This is a genomic window from Ruegeria sp. CDSC052, from assembly GCF_059610685.1.
Window position 1 is genome coordinate 16,672 of record NZ_JBXWOB010000003.1, and the last position, 21,304, is coordinate 37,975.

General features: G+C 56.2%; 20 protein-coding genes. 13 read left to right on the forward strand and 7 right to left on the reverse strand.

The annotated features are described in order from the left end of the window. Window positions 1-264: 264 nt before the first annotated feature. On the reverse strand, window positions 265-1,026 hold the full coding sequence (locus AC2FIM_RS07445) for a helix-turn-helix transcriptional regulator (protein WP_281972993.1): 762 nt from the start codon (window positions 1,024-1,026) through the stop codon (window positions 265-267). Window positions 1,027-1,154: 128 nt separating this feature from the next. On the opposite strand from AC2FIM_RS07445, the gene AC2FIM_RS07450 reads away from it, so the two are divergent. The 8 genes from AC2FIM_RS07450 to AC2FIM_RS07485 all read left to right on the forward strand — a co-directional run bounded on the left by AC2FIM_RS07450 (window position 1,155) and on the right by AC2FIM_RS07485 (window position 11,679). Further along, the gene (locus AC2FIM_RS07450; protein ID WP_142636089.1) at window positions 1,155-3,131 is read left to right on the forward strand and encodes a CocE/NonD family hydrolase; all 1,977 of its coding nucleotides are present in this window, start codon (window positions 1,155-1,157) and stop codon (window positions 3,129-3,131) included. A gap of 21 nt (window positions 3,132-3,152) precedes the next feature. Next, window positions 3,153-4,718, forward strand: a complete 1,566-nt coding sequence (locus AC2FIM_RS07455) for an ABC transporter substrate-binding protein (RefSeq protein ID WP_142636091.1) — start codon at window positions 3,153-3,155, stop codon at window positions 4,716-4,718. 86 nt (window positions 4,719-4,804) lie between these two features. Further along, complete coding sequence (locus AC2FIM_RS07460; protein ID WP_496708038.1) at window positions 4,805-5,743, forward strand: ABC transporter permease; 939 nt, start codon at window positions 4,805-4,807, stop codon at window positions 5,741-5,743. Window positions 5,744-5,755: 12 nt separating this feature from the next. Further along, window positions 5,756-6,613 carry an ABC transporter permease gene (locus AC2FIM_RS07465; RefSeq protein ID WP_271948708.1) on the forward strand — a complete coding sequence of 286 codons (858 nt, stop codon included), beginning with the start codon at window positions 5,756-5,758 and terminating at the stop codon, window positions 6,611-6,613. Beyond that, window positions 6,610-7,590, forward strand: a complete 981-nt coding sequence (locus AC2FIM_RS07470; protein ID WP_142636097.1) for an ABC transporter ATP-binding protein — start codon at window positions 6,610-6,612, stop codon at window positions 7,588-7,590. The genes AC2FIM_RS07465 and AC2FIM_RS07470 overlap by 4 nt, the downstream gene beginning before the upstream one ends. After that, complete coding sequence (locus AC2FIM_RS07475; RefSeq protein WP_142636099.1) at window positions 7,587-8,510, forward strand: oligopeptide/dipeptide ABC transporter ATP-binding protein; 924 nt, start codon at window positions 7,587-7,589, stop codon at window positions 8,508-8,510. Before AC2FIM_RS07470 ends, AC2FIM_RS07475 begins: the two co-directional genes overlap by 4 nt. A gap of 11 nt (window positions 8,511-8,521) precedes the next feature. After that, the gene (locus AC2FIM_RS07480) at window positions 8,522-10,168 is read left to right on the forward strand and encodes an amidohydrolase (RefSeq protein ID WP_271948714.1); all 1,647 of its coding nucleotides are present in this window, start codon (window positions 8,522-8,524) and stop codon (window positions 10,166-10,168) included. Next, entirely contained in the window at window positions 10,168-11,679 is a 1,512-nt protein-coding gene (locus AC2FIM_RS07485) for a M81 family metallopeptidase (RefSeq protein WP_496731933.1), read from the forward strand. The genes AC2FIM_RS07480 and AC2FIM_RS07485 overlap by 1 nt, the downstream gene beginning before the upstream one ends. Before the next feature lie 151 nt (window positions 11,680-11,830). On the opposite strand, the gene AC2FIM_RS07490 is transcribed toward AC2FIM_RS07485, so the two are convergent. Next, window positions 11,831-11,974 (reverse strand): hypothetical protein, encoded by a 144-nt coding sequence (locus AC2FIM_RS07490; protein WP_496693718.1) that lies wholly within the window; start codon window positions 11,972-11,974, stop codon window positions 11,831-11,833. Between the two features lie 237 nt (window positions 11,975-12,211). On the opposite strand from AC2FIM_RS07490, the gene AC2FIM_RS07495 reads away from it, so the two are divergent. The 5 genes from AC2FIM_RS07495 to AC2FIM_RS07515 all read left to right on the forward strand — a co-directional run bounded on the left by AC2FIM_RS07495 (window position 12,212) and on the right by AC2FIM_RS07515 (window position 17,758). Further along, window positions 12,212-12,808: an RNA polymerase sigma factor gene (locus AC2FIM_RS07495; RefSeq protein ID WP_246097204.1), complete on the forward strand. Its 597-nt coding sequence runs from the start codon at window positions 12,212-12,214 to the stop codon at window positions 12,806-12,808. Continuing rightward, window positions 12,805-13,545, forward strand: coding sequence for a hypothetical protein (locus tag AC2FIM_RS07500; protein ID WP_496708036.1), 741 nt, complete (start codon window positions 12,805-12,807; stop codon window positions 13,543-13,545). Before AC2FIM_RS07495 ends, AC2FIM_RS07500 begins: the two co-directional genes overlap by 4 nt. A gap of 54 nt (window positions 13,546-13,599) precedes the next feature. Next, the gene (locus AC2FIM_RS07505; RefSeq protein WP_496731856.1) at window positions 13,600-14,676 is read left to right on the forward strand and encodes a helix-turn-helix domain-containing protein; all 1,077 of its coding nucleotides are present in this window, start codon (window positions 13,600-13,602) and stop codon (window positions 14,674-14,676) included. Between the two features lie 522 nt (window positions 14,677-15,198). Beyond that, complete coding sequence (locus tag AC2FIM_RS07510) at window positions 15,199-16,593, forward strand: bifunctional enoyl-CoA hydratase/phosphate acetyltransferase (protein ID WP_496677245.1); 1,395 nt, start codon at window positions 15,199-15,201, stop codon at window positions 16,591-16,593. Next, window positions 16,586-17,758, forward strand: coding sequence for an acetate/propionate family kinase (locus tag AC2FIM_RS07515; RefSeq protein ID WP_496677242.1), 1,173 nt, complete (start codon window positions 16,586-16,588; stop codon window positions 17,756-17,758). Before AC2FIM_RS07510 ends, AC2FIM_RS07515 begins: the two co-directional genes overlap by 8 nt. 3 nt (window positions 17,759-17,761) lie before the next feature. Here AC2FIM_RS07515 and AC2FIM_RS07520 read toward each other — a convergent pair whose 3' ends face one another. The 5 genes from AC2FIM_RS07520 to AC2FIM_RS07540 all read right to left on the reverse strand — a co-directional run bounded on the left by AC2FIM_RS07520 (window position 17,762) and on the right by AC2FIM_RS07540 (window position 21,267). Further along, window positions 17,762-18,235, reverse strand: coding sequence for a hypothetical protein (locus AC2FIM_RS07520; protein WP_281972981.1), 474 nt, complete (start codon window positions 18,233-18,235; stop codon window positions 17,762-17,764). Between the two features lie 9 nt (window positions 18,236-18,244). Continuing rightward, window positions 18,245-18,514 carry a hypothetical protein gene (locus tag AC2FIM_RS07525; protein ID WP_496677238.1) on the reverse strand — a complete coding sequence of 90 codons (270 nt, stop codon included), beginning with the start codon at window positions 18,512-18,514 and terminating at the stop codon, window positions 18,245-18,247. 127 nt (window positions 18,515-18,641) lie between these two features. Then, window positions 18,642-19,307 carry a D-lyxose/D-mannose family sugar isomerase gene (locus AC2FIM_RS07530; protein WP_271948728.1) on the reverse strand — a complete coding sequence of 222 codons (666 nt, stop codon included), beginning with the start codon at window positions 19,305-19,307 and terminating at the stop codon, window positions 18,642-18,644. Window positions 19,308-19,323: 16 nt separating this feature from the next. Continuing rightward, window positions 19,324-20,250, reverse strand: a complete 927-nt coding sequence (locus AC2FIM_RS07535) for a carbohydrate kinase family protein (RefSeq protein ID WP_142636120.1) — start codon at window positions 20,248-20,250, stop codon at window positions 19,324-19,326. A gap of 36 nt (window positions 20,251-20,286) precedes the next feature. After that, on the reverse strand, window positions 20,287-21,267 hold the full coding sequence (locus AC2FIM_RS07540; RefSeq protein ID WP_271949123.1) for a glucokinase: 981 nt from the start codon (window positions 21,265-21,267) through the stop codon (window positions 20,287-20,289). Between the last annotated feature and the right edge of the window lie 37 nt (window positions 21,268-21,304).

Consider the following 21,304-nt stretch of genomic DNA (forward strand, 5'->3'; position numbering starts at 1 on the left):
GGCAGCATGTTTGCAGAAGCAGCACAAATGCTACTGCACACACATGGTATTGCCAGATCGGTGGTGATGCCTGGGTCATAATCCGCCTCTTCGCTGCAATCAGAGACGAACATTACCCGTTGCACGAGCTAGACTTGCGGCATTGTCAGTGCTGTCTCGAAGAACTGGTACGAATTGATCTCGTACAGTTTGGACGAAAAATTGCTATCGGAATTGGAGTCGGCACCTAAAGAACGGTGCTGCCGCTTATGTGAATCCGGCGATTCAGACCTCGGTCAGGTGCTTTCTGACAGTTGGATCAATCCTATTACTTTGAATTGGGTAAATGCCACAAGCTGCGATCGCCTCGCGCGCTGTTACACGTTCGTGCAGACGTTTCCAGATTGTTTTGGCTGCGTATGGATGGGGGTATGGGCGCCAAGCAACGCCCATGGTCATCCCTCGCAAATACTTCAGTTGCTGGCGATGCGCCGAGTACAAGATTGTATTGGAAACGCTGCCTTCGCGCGCGAGCTCGTGTTCGGTCACGAATATCCTGTTCCCGCGCATAGTTACAAAGCCAGCGTAGCGCGAAATCTGATGCATGCTCTTGTCTGGAGACGTGGCAATTTCACGGGACCGGATCGTGATTAGCCCTTCAACTTCCTGAATGCGGATCAATGAACAGAAGATTTTTCCTTCCCAAGATGGCGTGCAGAAATAGGAATGATAAAAACCTATATAGCGCCTCAGGTTCTTCTGTTGCCCCCGGAAGGGTTCCAAAAATGCATCTGTGGGCGTTTTCCCAACTTGTGGCAGGACGCCTCTTAGCATTCGTTCGAAGCTTGCAGTTTCCTCGAAAAGCTGTGCTTCGGTCAGGTCGAAATGACGTGCAATGCGGCGCATGTTATGGGCAGAGGGCAGGCTGGAGCCATTCAAATAGCGATTGAATTGCTGTCTATTGACGCCGATTTCGCGGCAAATCTGCGAAATGTTTCCATGCTCTGCGCACAACGATCGTAAGTTGGCAGAAAAATACTCGGACACAAGAAAAACCTTTCGCGTTTTGACGCTATATCACTGCAAACTGCGTCAACTCGCATAAGATTGCACAATTTGATTTATCTGCAAATCGGTTTCTTCTTCAGCATCAGATCGTAACAGACAAGCTTCAGATGCCAATCGAAACAATCGAAAACACATGGATCACACTCGCCGATGGGCGACGGCTTGCGGCGCGCCTCTGGTTGCCCGAGACAGGCCCCACACCGGCCATTCTGGAATATCTGCCATATCGCAAACGTGACGGTACCGCGCCCAGAGACGAAACAACACACACGGTTTTTGCAAAGGCGGGCTATGCCTGTATTCGGGTCGACATAGCTGGCACCGGGGACAGCGAAGGGCAATTCGACGACGAATACTCGGAACAGGAACTGCATGATGGTGAGCAAGTCATAGCCTGGATTGCCGCGCAGGATTGGTGTGACGGCAATGTCGGGATGATTGGGATATCTTGGGGCGGGTTTAATGGTCTGCAGCTGGCCTTCAGGCAACCACCTGCACTGAAAGCCATCGTCAGTGTCGCTTCGACTGTGGATCGATATGCCGATGACATCCATTTCATGGGTGGGTGCCTGCTGAGTGACAACATGAATTGGGGCAGTCAGATGTTTGCCTATCTGACGCGCCCAGCTGATCCAGAGCTTCGAGCAGATTGGCGACAGGACTGGCTTGCCCGACTGCAAAACGTCCCATTCTCTTCTGCAGATTGGCTGCGACATCAGACGCGCGACCCATATTGGAAGCACGGCTCAGTTTGCGAGGATTGGACCGCGATCCAAACCCCTGTCTTGGCGATTACAGGCTGGGCAGATGCTTACGTCAATGCGCCTCCGGCTTTGGCAGCCAACCTGACGGCGCCAACCAAAGCTATCATTGGGCCGTGGGAACACCGCTATCCGCACATCTCAAAGCTTGATCCCGCAGATTTTCATTCCGAAGTCGTCGGATGGTTTGACCGCTGGCTGAAGGGACAACAAAACGGCGCCGAGGACTTGCCTGCCTATCGGACATACATGCAGGAACACTTCAATCCGACTGCGCAAAACGGTCCTCGGAAAGGTCGTTGGATTGCAGAGACGGCATGGCCGTCACCTCATGTCTCAGAACGGGTCTGGCATCTGGTTCCTGGTGGGTTTTCGCGGGACCCGGTGGTTGGCACGGTCGTTGTCACGTCGCCCAACCATGTTGGTGGGGAAGGCGGATATTTCTGTGCGGGCATGCGTATCGACAATGAACTTGCAGGGGATCAGTCCGGTGATGATGCCTTATCGGTCTGTTTTGACAGCTCGCCGCTGCAAGCACCGCTCGAGCTGCTGGGTCGGGCAAAGCTAAAGTTCCAGTTTTCAGTGGATCAGCCTGTTGCCCAGCTTGTCGCGCGGCTGTGTGATGTTTCACCCGAAGGTGTGTCACAGCGGATCAGCTATCGTCCGTTGAACCTGTGTCACTCCCACAGTCATGAGACGCCGCAGGCCCTGCAACCAGGTGAGCTCTACGAGGCTGAAATCACGCTGAACGAATGTGCGCACCATTTGCGCGAGGGCCACGTTTTGCGACTGGCGTTGTCGACGTCTTATTGGCCGATTGTCTGGCCAGCACCTCAATCGGCCACGGTAACTTTACACTTGCTGGATTGTGCTCTTCATCTGCCGGTGCGCGAAGTTGCGCATGAAATTCAAGCCTCTGAACCCGGCCCGGCGCAGGCGTATCCGGTTCTGGCAGCTGAGCAGTTGCGTTTACCTTCAGCGCAATCAGAACGCACGGTGACGGAAAGCGGTTGCGTGGTTCTGGAGACGTTTGATGACTATGGTAAAACGCGCGATCCCTACCACGATCTGATTGTTGGTAGCGACGTACGCATGCTTTACCGCATTCACCCCGATGATCCGAAAATCGCGTATTTCGAGACCGCTTGGAGTTTTTCGTTCGAGCGCGAAGAATGGCAGGTCGCCATCACGACCGAGTGCCGCATGAGCTGTGACACCGAGAATTTCTATCTCTACCGCAAACTACGCGCCGCTGAAGGCGCAAATGAAATCGAAGTCCTAACAAGGGAATGGTCCGAAACCGTTCCACGCGGACTTCTCTGACTTAATCTAAGGGAGGATACTATGAAGATCGAATGGACAAAGGCCAATGTTGGTCGCCGGAGGTTTCTGAAAGGTGCAACTGCGCTAGGGGCCGCTACAGCGCTTCCGATGGGGTGGGCGAACCGCGCGTTTGCAGCAGACGACGGTGTTCTGCGGGTGCGGGCTTATGGTGATGCACAGAACATGGATCCAGCACATTCCGTTGGTGTCGTTGAAGAAGAAGTGCATGCCTCCATCTACAACAAGCTGATCCAATACAAGCCGGGCGAGGAATGGGGTTGGCAAATGGATGCGGCAACTATGATCGAGCAGGTTGACCCGACCCATATCAAGTTTGCATTGCGTGACGATATTGGATTCACTAACGGATTTGGCGCGATGACTGCTGAAGACGTCAAATTCAGCATGGAACGGATCGTGGACGACGCGACCGACAGTCCGAATAAGCCCGACCTAGGGCCATTCAGCCATGTTGAAGTGACAGGAGACCGTGAAGGGACAATCGTTCTGAACAGCCCGTTTGCCCCGATCTGGTCGATTGCCCTGCCGTATATTACTGGCAACATCGTCTCCAAGGCAGCGGTCGAAGCCGCCGGTGGCCGGATCGGTGCTGATCCGGTTGCGGAATCCGGCCCGTATCTGCGAGACAGTTGGTCGCCCAAAGAAAAGACCGTTCTAAAGCGCAACCCTGACTGGAAAGGGGATGCCCCCGCTTGGGATACCGTCGAGATCTATCCGATCGATGATGAAAACACGGCCGAGATTGCGTTCGAGGCAGGCGAGTTGGACGTAACTCGCGTGTCGCTGGGCTCAGTTGAGCGGTATCGCGCCGGGGTTCCCAATGGTGGGTCGCTGGTTGAGAAACCCTCGCTTTACTATGTCTGGATGGGAATGAACGTCGAGCATCCAAAGCTGCAAAATCAAAAACTGCGGCAGGCAATTCAGCACGCAGTGGATGTTCCGAGCATCCTGGAGGCAGCATATTTTGGAGCTGCTGAACCGGCTACCGGCATCATCGCACCGGGCCTTGCTGGCCATCGGCCATCTTCGCTTGTACCACCTGAGGCGAACTTCGAGAAAGCCGCGCAGTTGCTCGCGGAATCCGGTGAAACCAATGTCACGCTAACCCTCGATACGTTGAACAAGACGACCTTTACAACAACTGCACAGATTATTCAGGCGACGCTGGCGCAGATCGGAATCACGGTTGAGGTTAACGTTCTGGAATCCGGGGCATTCTGGGCGTCTGGTGACAATGAGAACCTACAGCTTGTTCTGAACCGTTTCTCGATGACGCCTGATCCGTATTATGCGACGTCGTGGTTCACACCAGAACAGATCGGGAAATGGAACTGGGAACGGTTTAACAGCCCGGAATTTAACGAAATCCATGAATCTGCGGCTGCTGAAACGGACATCGCAAAGCGAGCTGAAATGTATCAGCGTGCGCAGGATCTGATGGAAGAAAGCGGTGCTTATCGCTTTATCACTCACGAGGCGACACCGGTTATTCACAGCGCACGCGTCATTCCAGCGCTGCGGCCAGATGGCCTGTCCCTGCTTCGCTATTTTGGCAAGGCGACCTGATCTCCCCAGGTCGACCAGGTGCGGCGGGTGCATAACGCTCGCCGTGCCAACACCAACGCCATCAAGCCAAAAGGAGCCAGTTGGCCATGCTGAAATTCGCAACCCGTCGGTTCGGGCTGTCGCTGCTTATCCTGTTCGTGGCGGTCACCGTCATGTTCCTGATGATCCGCGCCGTGCCAGGCGACCCGGTCCAAATCATGCTCGGCCCACGCGCCACGCCCGAGCTTCAGGCCCAACTCACAGTAGCGTTGGGGCTGGACCAGCCAATCTGGAAACAGCTTTTGATTTTTTACGGAAACCTCTTGCAGGGAGACTTGGGAACCGATGTCTTTTCGGGTCGTTCCGTGACTGACATCGTGTTCCAGCAACTACCATTCACATTGGAACTGATTTTCGCGTCGATCCTGTGGTCAGCTACGCTGGGCATCGCACTCGGCGCCTATGCGGCTGCGCATCCCAATACGTTGGTCGACCGGGTTGCCGCCGCGATATCTGTTAGTTTTGTGGCCGCTCCGGCCTTTGTTGTCGCGCTCTTGGCTCTTTTGGTTTTTGCAGTGCATCTACAGTGGTTTCCCGCGATCGGTGCCGGGGAAGGCTTCCTTGACCGTCTTGACCATTTGGTCCTGCCCGCCTTTGCCATCGGGCTCAGTTGGGTTGGCTATATTGCCCGGTTGGTACGCGCCTCGATGCTGGAGGTTATGGGTGAAAGCCATGTCCGCACGGCCCGAGCCTTTGGTATCGCCGAACGTCGCGTGGTCATGGTGTACGCGCTGCGGATCGCCATTTTGCCCGTGGTTACCGTGATCGGTGTTGGGATGGGTTTTCTTCTCAGCTCGGCGGTTTTCGCTGAAATCGTCTTTGCCCGACCTGGTTTGGGCAAACTGGTCATCGACAGCATTACGACCCGAAACTACCCGATTGTGATGGGCTCTGTCCTAGTATCTACAGCTTTGTTCGTGGTGTCGACCGCATTGGCCGATCTGATCAATGCGCTGCTTGATCCACGCGCGCGCACGGCTCATTGAGGAGGCAGGCACATGGAAAAATCTCGTTCCGAAATGGGCCAGATCATAGTCGGCGTTGCGCGCGACCCGCTTGGTCTCATGGGCTTAATCATCGTCGGTGTCATCGTTTTCTGCGCAATCTTTGCGTATTGGATCGTACCCTATGATCCGATTGCGATGGATATCAAATCCCGCTTGCAGGGACCGTCTATGGCACACCTGCTGGGCACAGATCAGTTAGGGCGCGATACGTTTTCGCGGGTCATCGCGGGGGGCCAAGTTGCGCTCAAGGTGGCATTGCCCGCCGTGTTCGGAGCAATGGCGATTGGCCTGACACTGGGCATGATTGCAGGGTATGGGCCGAAATGGCTCGATAATCTTCTAATGCTGTTCTTCGATACCATCCGGTCCTTTCCGACAGTGATGTTCGCGCTGGCCGTTGTGGCCCTGATCGGGCCCAGTCTGCAGACGGTCGTGTTTGTCGTCATGGCGACATCGATCCCAACATATGGGCGTGTGGCGCGGACCCAAACGCTGACACTTCGCAACTCTGAGTTCATCCTGGCTGAACGTTCAATGGGGGCCAGCATGGCGCGCATTCTAGGCGTTCATATGCTGCCCAACATCATTGGCGTTCTGGCTGTGTTGGCAGCCATGGATATCCCTACAGTCATCGCGCTTGAGGCCGGCCTGTCCTTCCTGGGTCTGGGCGTTAAGCCTCCGACCCCAAGCTGGGGTGCTTTGCTTAAGGATGGCTATTCCCTGATCCGCCAAACTCCTTGGTTGGTTGTTGGCGGAGGCCTGCCGATCATTCTGGCAACGCTTGGCTTCACGTTTCTGGGTGAAAGCCTGCGCGATGTAGTTGACCCGAAACTGAGGAAACAGCGATGACCGAGACACTTCTGGAAATCGACCAGCTTTGCGTCGATTACGAAACAGGCCGTGGCGACCTCAGGGCATTGAGGGACATCACATTCAACGTCAACAAAGGTGAAATCGTTGGCATCGTGGGAGAGTCCGGTTGTGGTAAATCCACATTGATCTCATCCATTCTGCGTTTGACCGCGCCCAATACCCGGTTCCGTGAAGGAGAAATTAGGTTCAAGGGGAAGGATTTGCTGCAAGCTTCTGATCGGCACATGCGGGACCTGCGCGGGGCGGATATATCCATCGTCTTTCAGGATCCGATGCAAACGCACAACCCGGTTCTGACTATCGGTCAGCAGATGCTGGATATTCAGCACCGATCCAGACAGTCCAAGGCTGACAAGTTGGCGCACGCGGCCAAAATGTTGGGCGCTGTTGGCATTCCTGACCCTGAGGCGCGTCTGGCGCAATATCCGCATGAATTCTCTGGCGGGATGCGTCAACGGATCGCCATCGCGATGGCGTTGATGTCCGAACCTGATCTTTTGATTGCGGATGAGCCGACAACTGCACTGGATGCGACACTGGAGGTGCAGATCATTGAGCGCCTGCAAGAGCTGCAGCGCGAGTTTCACTGTGCCATCCTGTTCATCTCGCACCATTTGGGCGTGATCGCAGAACTCTGCGACCGGGTTGTTGTGATGTATGCTGGCGCAGTTGTTGAAAGCGGGGACGTGCGGGAGATTTTTCACAATCCTAAACACCCTTACACACGCCGACTGATCGAATGCGACCCCGGTCACATCAAAGAGCGAGCCCGTGTATTGCCAACCATTCCCGGTGAAGTGCCCGACTTGGCCAACCTGCCTGGGGGCTGCATTTTCAGGGATCGTTGTGATCAGGCCATGGCGCGCTGCGCCACCGAAGTGCCGCCACTGGATCAATTGAAAGAAGGCCATCACGCTGCGTGCTGGCTGAACCATCAGGAGGTCGCATCATGAGCTTGCTGAACGTTGTGGACCTCAATACCAGCTATGGCCCGGTCAATGTACTGGCGGGTGTCAGCTTTACCGTAGAACCCGGAGAGACTTACGCGCTGGTTGGTGAAAGTGGGTCTGGTAAAACCACGGTCATTCGCGCCATTGCCGGGTTAGCACCTGCGCAAGATGGCTCGGTCACCTTCGAAGGTCAGGAAATTCGGGGCGCACCCGAAAGTGTCATGCGCCCGTTGCGCAAAGACATGGCGATGATGTTTCAAGACCCGGTTGGAAGCCTGTCGCCGCGTCTGACCATCCGCAGTCTGATTACCGAGCCTTACCGCATTCAGGGCATGAAAGACCGTGACATGGACGCCGAAGCCAAGCGCCTGTTGGAAATGGTCAACTTGCCCACGCATTTCGCGGACCGCTATCCTTATCAGCTATCTGGTGGCCAAGCTCGGCGTGTGGGTGTGGCACGTGCACTGGCACTGGAACCCAAATTGATCCTTGCGGATGAGCCCACTGCAGGTCTCGATGTGTCGGTTCAGGGCGAGCTGCTGAACCTGCTCAACGACCTGCGCGAAAGGCTGGGGCTTGCGATGGTGATTATCACGCATAACCTTAGCGTCGTACGCCATGTGGCTGACAGAATGGGCATCATGTATTTGGGCCGATTGGTTGAAGAAGGTACAACCGAGGCCATCTTTAACGAGCCGCGCCATCCCTATACCCGCTGCCTGCTGAGTGCCAACCCAGAGCCGGACCCGGATGCGCGGTTGGAACGGATCGCTCTCAAAGGTGAGCCCCCCAGTTTGCTCAAACGCCCGTCCGGTTGTGAGTTCCGCGAGCGTTGTCCCTTTGCCAAGGATATCTGCACCCAGACTCCGGAATGGGAAGTAAATGGCGGCCACGGGCTGCGTTGTCTGGCCCCGCTGTCGTAGTAGGAAACCCAATGCCAAGCACACTATATTTTAACGGCACAATCCTGACTATGGATGCACAGAACTCCTCTCCCGAGGCCGTTCTGACCGAGGGCAAAAGAATTCAGGCCGTCGGTGCTGAAGCAGATCTGCGCGCACGCATGCCGGCTGACTCACATGAGTATAACCTACAAGGTCGTACACTGATGCCGGCGTTTATCGACCCGCACGGGCATTTCCCGGATCCAGGGTTCATACGGCTGTTCCGTGTCGACTTATCTTCGCCCCCTTTAGGGGACTGCAAGCACATGGCGCAGGCGTTGAACAGGATTCGGGAAAAGGCTGGCGAGACGCCCGAGGGTGAGTGGGTCATGGGCGTGTTGTTTGATAATACTGCCATTCGCGAAGGCCGCATGCCTACGCGGGCTGAGCTGGACGATGTATCACAGCGTCATCCAATCTGGGTTATTCATGCGTCGGGGCACTGTGGCGTGGCCAATTCTGTTGCCCTTCAGAGGCGCGGGTTAACCTGTCAAACACCTGATCCAGAAGGCGGCCGCTTTGGCCGTGATCCTGAAACCGGAGCCCTGACGGGATTGATCGAAGGATTATCGGCCATGGGCGAGATGGGCGATACTGATTTCCTGATCGACCGCGAAAGGTTCTGGCTAGGCTTTGAGGCCTGTCGTGACGAATACCTATCCTATGGTGTGACCTATGCCCAAAACGCCTGGGCGTCGCAAACCATGTTGGAACACTTTGCCAGCCAGCCCGCGGATCTGGATCCGGGAATAGACATTGAGCTCTTACCCGTCGGAAGTCTGGAACCCGAATTGTCCGAGCATTGGATCGGTACGAACTGGCCCGGCAACCCGCATTTCACACTGGGTCCGCGCAAATTGTTCACGGACGGGGCTTTTCAGTTGCAGACCGCGTTTTTGTCTACCCCGTATTTCAAGCCGTCCGATCCCTGCCACCCTTGTGGGATGGTTTACACCTCACAAGAACAGCTAGATGCCGACGTCAGAAAACTCCACGGCAAGGGCTTCCAAATGCATTGCCACTGCAATGGTGATGCCGGTGCCGAGATGTTCATAGATGCGGTGGAAAAGGCGCTTATTGCGCATCCTCGCCAAGATCATCGCCACACCATTATCCACGGTCAGGCTCTGCGGGATGATCAGTTGGAGCGTATGGCCCAGCTTGGACTTACCGTCAGTTTCTTTCCGGCTCATATACATTTTTGGGGTGATCGCCACTACGATACATTCTTGGGGCCGCAGCGCTCCGAGCGGATATCCCCTGCGGCGTCTGCCGAGCGGTTTGGCTTGCGATATACAATCCACAATGATGCCTCGGTCACTCCGACGCGTCCGATCCATCTGGCCCACTGTGCGGTAAATCGAAAATCCGTTTCTGGTCGCGTGCTCGGTGAAGATCAGAAGATCAGCGTTCTGTCAGCCTTACGCGCTCAGACCATCGACGCTGCTTGGCAAGTCTTCAAGGACGAGCAGCGCGGTTCTGTCGAACCGGGTAAAGTTGCTGACTTTGTTGTCCTTTCGCGTAATCCACTGCACGATCCGGACCGCCTGACAGATACGCGGGTGCTTGAAACGATCCGCAATGGCCAAAGTGTTTTTGCTGCGCCCCATGCCGAACAAGAAATCGAGCACACATGATGGCGACCAAGCGTATTGCAATCGCGGGTTTTCAGCATGAAACTAATTGCTTTGGTGTGACGCAGGCCGGTCTGCACGAGTTTGAGATGGCCGATTCCTGGCCCAGCATGTTGCACGGTGCGCAGGTGATATCGGAAACGTTTGGCATGAACCTACCTATCGCCGGTTTTGCGAAGGCTGCAGCGGCAGCAGGATTTGAAGTCGCACCAACCCTGTGGTGTTCTGCCGAACCGTCCGCACATGTAACCGATCACGCATTCGAAACAATTTGCGAGATGTTGTTGGATCGCATCCGGGATGTGGGCGACATTGATGGCGTTTATCTCGATCTCCACGGGGCAATGGTCACCGAAAGCTTCGCTGACGGTGAGGGAGAGCTTCTGCGTCGTGTACGTGAAGTTGTGGGCTTCGAAGTGCCAGTGGTCGCAAGTTTGGACCTTCACGCCAACATCTCGGCTGAGATGGTCGACAATGCAGACTATTTGTCTGTTTTCAGAACCTATCCCCACTTGGATATGGCGGAAACGGGCGCACGATGCGTTCCTGTCCTGCAGCGGTTGCTAGCGGGCGAAACGCTCTACAAGGCTTTCCAACCGGTGCCTTACCTCATCCCTCTGCATGCGCAACATACGGGCTCCAAGCCATTCAGCGAGATCTATCAATTGCCGAAAAGATTTGAGAAGCAGGAAATTCTGGCAGAAATCGCCCTTGGCTTCACCGCTGCGGACTTCTCAGACACAGGCCCATCATGTCTTGCCTACGCGGCCACAGCCCAGAAAGCTGCTGCTGCCGCGGAAGAAGTCGTGCATTTGTTCGTATCTCGCGAAGCCGATCTTGATTGTTCAATGTTGTCTCTAGAGGAAACGGTTTCGATATGTCGCGAGAGGCGGGGAAAACCCATTGTTGTCGCAGATGTCCAGGACAACGCTGGTGCGGGCGGGACATCAGATACTACTGGCCTGCTGGCAGCACTGATTGAGGGCGGGACAAAGAGTGTCTTAATGGGTCTGTTCCATGACCCTGAAAGTGCAAAACAAGCCCATAAGGCCGGAGAAGGTGCACGGATAAAACTTGCGGTCGGTGCAAAGTCCAACTTGGCTGGGCACGTTCCAGTCAAAGCAGAGTTTGAAGTTCTGGCTTTGGGTGATGGCGTTTGTCGCTATACCGGAAAAATGTATGGCGGTGGGGTAGCTATGCTGGGCGAGACAGCTGCCCTACGTTTGGTTGGGCACGAGGCAAGTATTGACCTTGTTGTCACAAGTATACGGAACCAATGTCTTGATCGCGCGCATTTTACTCATATCGGATTAGACCCAACGAACTACGCGGTTATCTGTGTAAAAAGCACCGTACATTTCCGAGCGGACTTCGAACCTATTGCAGGAGATATCTGTTCCGTTTCTTCGCCAGGTGCCTTTCTCTGCGACCTGAAAGAAATCCCCTACACATGTATCACCAGAAGGCTGGCGAACACTCGCTGCGGTACCGTTGCCTCAACTGGCACAGGCTAGCGAATTCCGCTGATCTTGCGGGTCCATTATCATCTGTGAAGCGCGCCTTTTGCGGGCTGTGTGGGGTTTTGAGCGAGGCAGTTAACTGCCTCGCATTGTGCCCTTATTCTCGACGGTCAAAGTCTAGGTGGTGATTTCGGCCAAGAGAGTTTCAGCTCTCTGCCAGCAGACAATAGATGATCATCGTCATCCGCTCGGTTGGAATGTGAAACCAGGCGAACTTCTCAAAGACGGATAACGGATTTTGCGCCAGGACTTCATCCATGGACATGCCCTGATCGACGAGGGGTTTCATCGTGTCCTTGATCGCAAGCATCAAATCGACCGAAGCCTGCATGTCGAACTTGTTATGTACGTGTATCTTCGCGACCTAAACCCATCTCCTTGATCCGACTGTCTGGATGTAGACTCCGTTCCTAGTGAGGATGTTTCGATCAGAGCCTGCGGATTTCCGATCAGATCACGGGAAATTTCAAAGACCGCATGGTACTTTCCTTTTCAACATAAGTTCCATTTCTTTCCCGCGCAGGGTATGTCAGGCCTGACCCAGCGAACCTGGTTCGTGAAAATGATAGAGGTCGTGAAGCAAACTATGGTCGGTGAATTGAGTTCCGAGCAGGCCGTGCGCGGCGCGATCCAGACGCATTCGAGGCGCGTCTGGCGGTTTGGGCTTGCCCTGTCGGGTGCTTCCGATGTGGCCGATGATCTGTTGCAGGCCACTTGCCTGCGTGCACTTGAACGCCACCACCAGGTGACGTCATTTGAGCGGTTGGACAGTTGGCTGATGACGATCTGCCGTTCAATCTGGTTGAATGAGCTGCGTGCCCGCTCGGTCCGAAAAGCGCAGGCACTGTCGTTGACCCCAGAGTCAGAGCTGATTGCATCCGGACCGGACTCGGAAACGAATATATTCGCCGCCGAAGTGTTTACCCAAGTGATGCAGTTGCCAGAAGCACAGCGAGAAACGGTGATGCTGGTCTATGTCGAAGGCTATAGCTACCGCGAGGCCGCAGCATTGCTGGAGGTGCCAATAGGAACGATCATGAGCAGGCTGTCCAATGCGCGACAAAAACTGAAAGTCGTGATGCAGCATGAGGCGGCAGATGCCGTTCGACGGAGTCGCAAATGAAGTTTTCCGATGAAGTTCTCAAAGCGTACCTGGAAGGCAAAGCGAATGAAGCCGAGGCTCAGGCGATAGAAGCTGCGGTTGCGGCCGAACCCGAGCTTGAGGCGCGCCTGATGGGGCTTGATCCATTCGCACCGGTGGTACAAGCGGTGTTTGAACATGTCCCGGCCGAGATGCCCCGGATGGTTTTGCCTGACCCAAATGCCGAGATACAAACCAGTGGCGGTCCTCTGCGCCTGTTGGCAGTAGCTGCATCTGTCGCGGTGATTTCTGTGTCGGCCACATATTGGGTAACCAGGCCTCAGCCCATGGGGTGGGCTGAGCAGGCGGCGATCTATCAATCACTATATGCGGCGGACACGATCGCGGGGATGGACAGCTCGGAACAGGCGTTGACAACTCAGTTTGATCAGGCCGAGGCACAGCTGGGTCTGTCCTTGAGACGTGACACTCTTGAGGCGTTGCCGGGGATGGAATTGAAGCGTGCGCAGGTGTTGTCCTTCAGGGGCAAACCGTTGGTTCAAGTGGTCTTTGCGAATGAACAGGGCCAGCCTTTTGCCTTCTGTGTCATTCGTCAGGGTGAAGGCGCGCCAAGCAAGGATTTGAAAGAGGCAGTGCTCAGTGGGTTGGCGACGGCGACCTGGTCCAAAGACGGTTATGGCTATATGTTGATTGGTGACAGCGATCAGACTGACCTGGAAAGTAAGCTGGATATTCTGACCGCGACCTTTGCAAGCTGAGGTCGCGTCAAAAACGCCTTGTGAACCTGCGGAAATACCAGAAATATAGCGGACATGACCACCACACCCGTCATTCCCGATCCGGATGAGGACGAGGACCCCCTCGGCCCGCGCAGCATCTATGATGATGACGACGCTGATGAGGATGATCTGTGGTTCCTGCCACCTGACGAAGAGGCTGTCGAGGATTTCCTGCCGCCCGGTCCAAGGGTCGACCGCAGTCTTTTGTTTGATCCCAGGGACTGGCGTGCGGCGCAGGCAGATCTGTCGTTGGAACTGGCCGACCTGGCAGTTAGTTTCGGCGCCTTGGACGAACGTTTGCGCGCCGGTCCGGATGGGTGGACACACCGGCTGGCGCTGATGGATGTATCCGATTTGGGATGGTGGACCGGAGACCGGATCAGCGTTGATCGGCTGGCGCTTTGGACCGGGCTTCGGATTGGTGCAACCGGGGATGATGTGCAGGCCCTGTACCGCGCGGGTTGGGCCGTACGGCGGCTAACATCCGGCGCCGCGCCATCGGATGGCGGGTGGGAGACCGGCCTGACAGCCTTTTTAGATCGTATTGCGCAGGGGATTGACGAAGTCCCCGAAGCCATCGCCGATCTTGCCGAAGTCATGCGCAATTCCGAGGGGCTGCATCCGGTGACGCAGGCCGCCATCGGTTTTCATGCCTGGCGGGCCCTGTCTCAAGGCATCGGACAGGATACCGAGGCTGCAATCATTGCCGCCCGTCATGCGGCCAAGATGGGGCGGGGCGGGGCTGTGTTCATGCCCTTGGTTCTGTCGGGTCCGGGTGCGTTGAGAGGTGTTGGTGAACCATCAGAAAAGCTTGCTGCCTGGATCAGGGGAACAGGGCAGGCGGTATTGTCCGCCTTGCTGCACCTGGACCGGGTCAGCGCCTGGGAGCAGCGCGCCAGAGAGACCACTGCAGAGTTGAGCGGGCGCACACCACCAAGACTGATCGACATGTTTACGGCCTGGCCAATGGTTTCGGCCCCATTGGCGGAAGAGCTGACTAAAGCCTCACGCGCTGCGGTTCAGCGCAACATTGACCGTTTCAGCCGGAGGGGCTTGATCCGCGAGGTGACAGGGCAGGGACGTTACAGAGTTTGGACAGCGGCGCTGTAGCCCAAACAGGGCCATCAGACCAAAATGCCCGGTCTGCCGCATTGAATACTAGCTTCCGCAGGTTTTTGCCTGTGCAGATGTGAATGCCCGTCCCATTTTTGCCCCCGCATTACTGGCTAGTGGGAACAGGTCTGAGGGCGGCAAAGTGTTTGGCCGGGTCGTATATATGTCAAAAGTGGTTCTTAAATCAAAAGTTTAACTCGCAATTTGTGAAAACTATTCTTGGTTGACGGTGTGGATGGCAAGCCACCTCAGGAGCAGTACTCCTTCGAAGGGTCCGGGCAGTGCTGTTGTCGAACAAACCATCATTTTAAATTGGGCTGCTGAAACATTGTCCGGCCTATTGCCGTCAGCAGAGGATCGGCTAGAGGTAGGTGAACGTGTTATTGGCGAAGGTATGGATCCGCCATCCGATCTGGAGGATTTGGCACAGGTCGAATAGTGACCGAGAATGCCCCGCTCCGCGACCCGCCGCCAATTCCGAGGCATGCCGATGCACCGTCTGAAAAAAGGCCTGACCAAATGAAGATCCAGGAAAACCGAACCTTTTCACAGCTCGAGGTCGGAGACGAAGCCCAGCTGACACGATTGTGCACGGTTGACGATCTTTACGCCTTCGCCTCGGCATCGGGGGATCACAATCCTCTGCATCTGGCGGCCTATGATGGTGACGGCGACGGCCACCCCGAGGCGGTGGCCCCTGCGCTTTGGCCCGCCGGTCTGGTGGCTGCCGTCTTGGGGAATACTTTGCCGGGTGCGGGAACCCAGACCCGAGCGGCCAATCTACGGTTTCACGCGATCGTTCTGGCCGGAGATGAGTTGACCGCAGTTGTTCGGGTTACAGAAAAATCCGACGATGGTGATGTTATCTGCACCGCCGAGGTTCGGCGTGTTGGCGACAGCACCCTGGTCCTGAGCGGAGATGTCCGAGTCACGCCGCCCGCAAAGCATATGGAATTCGATTCGATCGAGGTGCCGGGACTTATCGTTCAACGCCACCGCCATTTCGAAGCGTTACTGGCGAAAGCCAGACCCCTTGACCCGATGCCAACTGCTGTTGTTGCACCTGAAGAGCCAAACTCATTGGGGGGTGCTTTGCTGGGGTATAGCAACAGCATTATCACGCCGATCCTTGTGGGTGATCCCGGCAAAATCGCTGCCGCAGCCGAGGCACTGGGTGCCGATCTGTCCGGATTTGAAATTATCGAGGCCTATGGCCACCAAGCCGCCGCCCATCGCGCGGTTGACCTGGTGGTTGAGGGCAGGGCGCAAACACTGATGAAGGGGCATTTGCACACCGATGACCTGTTGCGCGCGGTTCTGCGCCGCGAAAACGGGTTGAGAACCGGGCGAAGGCTGTCACATATATTCGTTATGGATGTTCCAGGGATGTCGCGTCCGATCATGGTCACTGACGCGGCCGTGAATATTGCCCCTGACCTCGAAACCAAGGCTGATATTGTTCAGAATGCGATCCATCTGGCACATTCCATCGGGATTGAGACCCCAAAGGTAGGCGTGCTTTCAGCCATTGAGACGATCAACCCGCGCATGGCGTCGTCAGTTGATGCCGCCTTGCTGTCGAAGATGGCCGAACGGGGTCAGATCACAGGAGGGTTGGTTGACGGCCCCCTGGCTATGGACAACGCGGTCGATCTGAATGCGGCACGCACCAAAGGGATTACGTCCGAGGTGGCTGGTGCAGCGGACATTCTTGTCGCCCCAAACATAGAAGCAGGCAATATGGTGGCGAAACAACTGACATTCATCTCTCATGCCGAGGCGGCAGGGATCGTGGTCGGGGCTGCGGCTCCGATTATCCTGACCTCGCGTTCGGATGATGACGACTCGCGTCTGGCGTCCTGCGCGGTGGCGGCGCTTCATGCATATGCAAGTAAAGGCAAACTCCATGGCTGACCATGTTCTGGCACTGAACGCCGGGTCCTCATCACTGAAATTCGCGCTGTACGAACTGGTTGACGACAACCGTCCCAGCATGCGGTGGCGCGGACAAATAGAACGTTTAGGTGATGCACCACGCCTATTGGCCCAGTCGGCAGGCGGCAGATCAGTAGATCGTCCCCTGTCGAGCACCAAAAGCCATGATGAAGCAATCCACGCATTTCTTGAAATGGCGCGGGAATATCTTCCTGACATTCATGTGTGCGCGATAGGTCATCGCGTAGTGCATGGGGGCACGGTCTATTCCGAGCCTGTGCGCGTGGATGACACCGTCATCAACACTTTAGAAGGGTTTATTCCCTTTGCTCCTTTGCATCAGCCCTACAGTCTTGCGGGTATTCGCGCAGCCAGCGCTGCCTTCCCCGGAACAACTCAGGTTGCCTGTTTTGACACGGCGTTTCATCGCACCCATCCGTGGGTAAACGACACCTTTGCCTTGCCGAAAAGCTACTATGACAAAGGCGTTCGCCGCTATGGGTTCCATGGGCTGAGCTATGACTACATTTCGAACAAGCTGAAAAAAACGGCACCGGGTCTGTATGATGGCCGTGTGGTTATCGCCCATCTTGGAAACGGGGCATCCATGTGCGCGGTTTCAGGTGGGCGCGCTGTGGCTTCGACCATGGGGTTCTCGGCGCTTGACGGGTTGCCGATGGGCACGCGCTGCGGTCAGCTGGATCCAGGTGTCGTGCTGTATATGCTGCAGCAGGACGGAATGACCGCAGAAGAGATTGCCGAAATGTTGTACAGAAAATCCGGCCTGCTGGGCCTGTCGGGGATATCATCGGATATGCGCACGTTGCTGGCCGCTGATACGCCCGAAGCCCGAAAGGCAATCGACTATTACGTCTTCCGTATTCGGCGAGAGCTTGGCGCCCTGTCCGCTGCACTTGAAGGGATTGATGCGCTTGTCTTCACCGGTGGCGTTGGTGAGAACGCTGCCCAGATCCGGCAGATGGTGTGTGATGGAATGCGATGGATCGGGATTGAAATGGATCACGCCAGGAATGCCGATGGTGGAACAGTCCTGTCCACGGATTTCAGCCGTGTCCGGATTCTGACGATCCCCACAAATGAGGAGATGGTGATCGCGCGGGCTGCGGTGAATTTTCTGGAATAGGTCTTATTCGTTCGGCGTTTCTTTCCGGCGCCGGGCGTATTTCAGCAGCATGCTCAGCAAGGTCGTGATGGCTTCGGGCGCCAGTACGCCAACCGGGTCGCGGCGAATTCCGGCTACGGTGTTTTGGACCTCGGCCAGGGAATCCCTGATTTCAGATTCAATGTCTTGCAGCGCCATATCCCGAAGTTCGACTGCGGCCGAGGCATCGCCGTGTTGGTTTATCGAATTGGCGAGCAGAACCAGAATCAAAGCAAGTACCAGATTGGTCCCCGCCACAAGTATCGCAGCAACGGGTTTCGACAGGATCGCGGAAAGCCAGAAAAATCCGGCGAGATTCAGCATGATGATCGCCAGGCCCACCGCCACTCCGGCGGCTATGTAAAACCCGGCCCGTTTCACGGAGATCGCAAGCTGTGCGCGTGCGATCAAGCGTTCAGCGCGCAAAATGACTGAGACATTGCGGGATATGCGGCTCATGGGCGTCTCCTAGCGTGACCGGCCAAGCATGTAGCCTAGGGCAAAAATACCAGCGGCAAACAGAATTGATTTTCTGTGCGGCAGATCTTCGAATTCCTCAAGTATATCGTCAAGCTGTGTGGACCAGGATTCGAGGTTATCTGTAAGCCGGTCGGCGATGGTTTCGCGCGGCGGGGCGTCAGCCCCTTTATCTGGCGAAGCGTTTTTTGCCGGTGGCTGCTCGGCAAGCTGCCGTCGCAACTCTGCGATCTCTGCTTCAAGCTCGGCTTTTGTCACCATTGCTCAGGCTCCTTCCCGGCAGACCACTATCTGCGTGCCAGTATCGCCCATGGTAGACTGATTTTCCGATTTAGTAAAAGGGGCTTATCGGGTTCAAAGCCGGTGCCAGCGCGCCTATGCGCCAATGTCAATAATCCGCAACCAGCAGGAAATCCGGGATGGCGTCTTCCTCGATTGTCGCAAAGCGAGGGATCGGCTGTTCGAAGACGTTGTCGGTTCGGTCGTCATTGACGGTAGACACTTCGCCAATCAAACAATCGCCTTTTTCCGCCCAGAACGCGTGCCAGATACCCGGCATCAAGGTCACGCTTTGACCGGGCTTTAGCCGCAGCAGTTCGCCAGGTTGAAGCGTCACAGGGCAGTTGTCGCTAGGCACGGTCACAGGGGTATCGCGGTCAATGCCGCCCTGAGGGTCTGAGGCGTAGATTTCCATCACCAGATCGCCACCGCCCCGGTTGATGATATCCTCGGCTTTGACGATGTGCCGGTGCATCGGCGAAAGCTGCTTGTCCCGCGACACCAGCAGTTTCTCGGCATAGAGCATGCCTTGCCCCTTGTTCAGATCGCTGACATCGCCATTGCGTAGGGTGAACAGGAACAGGCCAAGTTCGTCAAACCGACCCTGGCCATAGTCGGTTATGTCCCACCCAAGCCCGCGTTCACGGATACCGGCGGCCTGTTCGCTGCGCATTTTCTCGGGCGACCAATCCGCAAAGGGCGGCAGCACCGCGCCAAAGGAACGGATAAAGGCCTCGGCCTCGGATTTGATTTCGTTGATTTCGGAACGTTTCATCGGCTTCTTCGTTGGGTCAGAGTTCATGGGCCCAGGGCGGGTTTGCCCCGGCGCGCGCGACAGTTACAGCGGCGACTTCCGCCCCTTTCGAAAGGGCTACGCGCAGGGCGTTTGCTGGCAATGTGCGCAATTCGGATTTTGTTAAGTGGCCTGATTGATCTAGGGCGGACAAGACGCCTGCGTTGAAAGTGTCACCGGCGCCAACGGTGTCGACGACCTCGACCTTTTTTACGGGAACAGAAACGTCGGACCCGTCCGCCAGATACCCGATCGCGCCTTCGCTGCCCCGGGTGACGATCACCACCGAAGGTCCTGCCTGCAGCAACAGCGGAACTTTCTCAGCAAGGCTTTCTGGGCCCGGAATGATCCAGTTCAGATCTTCGTCCGAGACCTTGACGATATCCGCTTGCGCAATCATGCGGTTCAGCCGGGTGCGATACCGGGTCTGATCCCGGATGAAATCCGGGCGAATGTTTGGGTCCAACATGACGGCGCGCTCTGATCCAAAGCGGTCAAGCACCGCCGCATAGGCATCTGCGCAAGGCTCGCATGCCAGACTGATCCCGCCCAGATACAGCGCCGAGACCGAGGGCAGATGGGTTGGCATATCCTCTGGCGTCAACATCCGTCCGGCCGAGTTTTCATCGACGAAACTGTAGGCTGCCTGCCCATCCTTGAGCTGTACAAATGCCAATGTAGTCGGGCGGTCCGAGTGGATTACCCGGTCGGAGTCAACATGGCTGGCCTTGAGGGCGGCCATAAGCTGTTGCCCGAACATGTCAGAGGAAAGCCCGGTCAGCAGACCCACCGGCGTATCCAATCGACCCAGGGCAATAGCCGTGTTGAAAATCGCACCGCCAGAATGGGGCACAAACCCCAGTTCGCCCGAGATCGTGGGCGTCTCGATCATATCGATCAGGGCTTCACCACAGCATAGGATCATGCCGGGACCTTTCTGTTTCTGAAACGTGCGGTCAGACTACCGCCTTAGCGCATTTTTACAGAAATTGTTAGCGCCAACAATGCCAAATTCATCCTGTTCCGAGACATACAGGTTCATGGATCGGCGCAACTCGCTGAACCGGCCTCCGGCATTAAAGGCGTCTCGGAAGGCGTCCTTGAACAGCCAGCGGTTCTTTTCGGCCACGCCGCCCACAAGGAACACGCCACCGGCAGGCATCATGACGACCGCCAGATCGCCCATGACCGCGCCTAGATGTGTGGTGAACATATGCGCGGCCTTGACGGCATGGGCATCGGTTCCGTCGCGTGCATCCTGAAGGATATCGCGCGCGGTTCGGGGCTCGGCCTTTGCCCGACCCCCTGCCAGTTCGATGGCCTGATAGAGGATCGGCAAACCCGTACCGCTGAGAAACATTTCCGCCTCAAGTGTCAGGGTGTCGTCAAAAAAACACTCGGGGGCCACCAGCCGCGCGGCGTTGAATATTTCGACCTCGTCCTGACTTCGGGGCGAGAGGCCGATATGGCCGCCTTCGCCGGACACCGTGTGATAGCGGCCATTCGAATATAGCAGCGATCCGACACCTAGCCCGGTTCCAGGCCCGACGACCAGACGAGTGCCGGTCGGCGGATGCTTGGCCCCTTGCAAGACTTCAACATTGTCATGGGAAATTTCGGCAACAGACCACGCAGCGGCAGTGAAGTCGTTGATCACAAAGGTATGTCGGGCGCCCGTTGCCCGGGCGATATCATCCTCTGACAGATCAAGTTGGGCGTTGGTCAGCCTGATTGTACCGTTGCGGACAGGTCCTGCCCCGGCGGCAACCACGGCCCGTGGGTCGGTTCCGATCTCGTCGCGCAGGCTATGAAAGGCCTCAAGCAATTCGGGCAGTTTGCCGGTGGGGTATTTGCGCAGGTCCGTCAGTTCACCATTGGTGATAACGCCAAGCCGCGTATTGGTGCCGCCGATATCGGCCACGAGGTTCCAATGGTCGTGCATGGCCCCAGCCGGTTGCGCCAGCGGTAAGGACACTGTG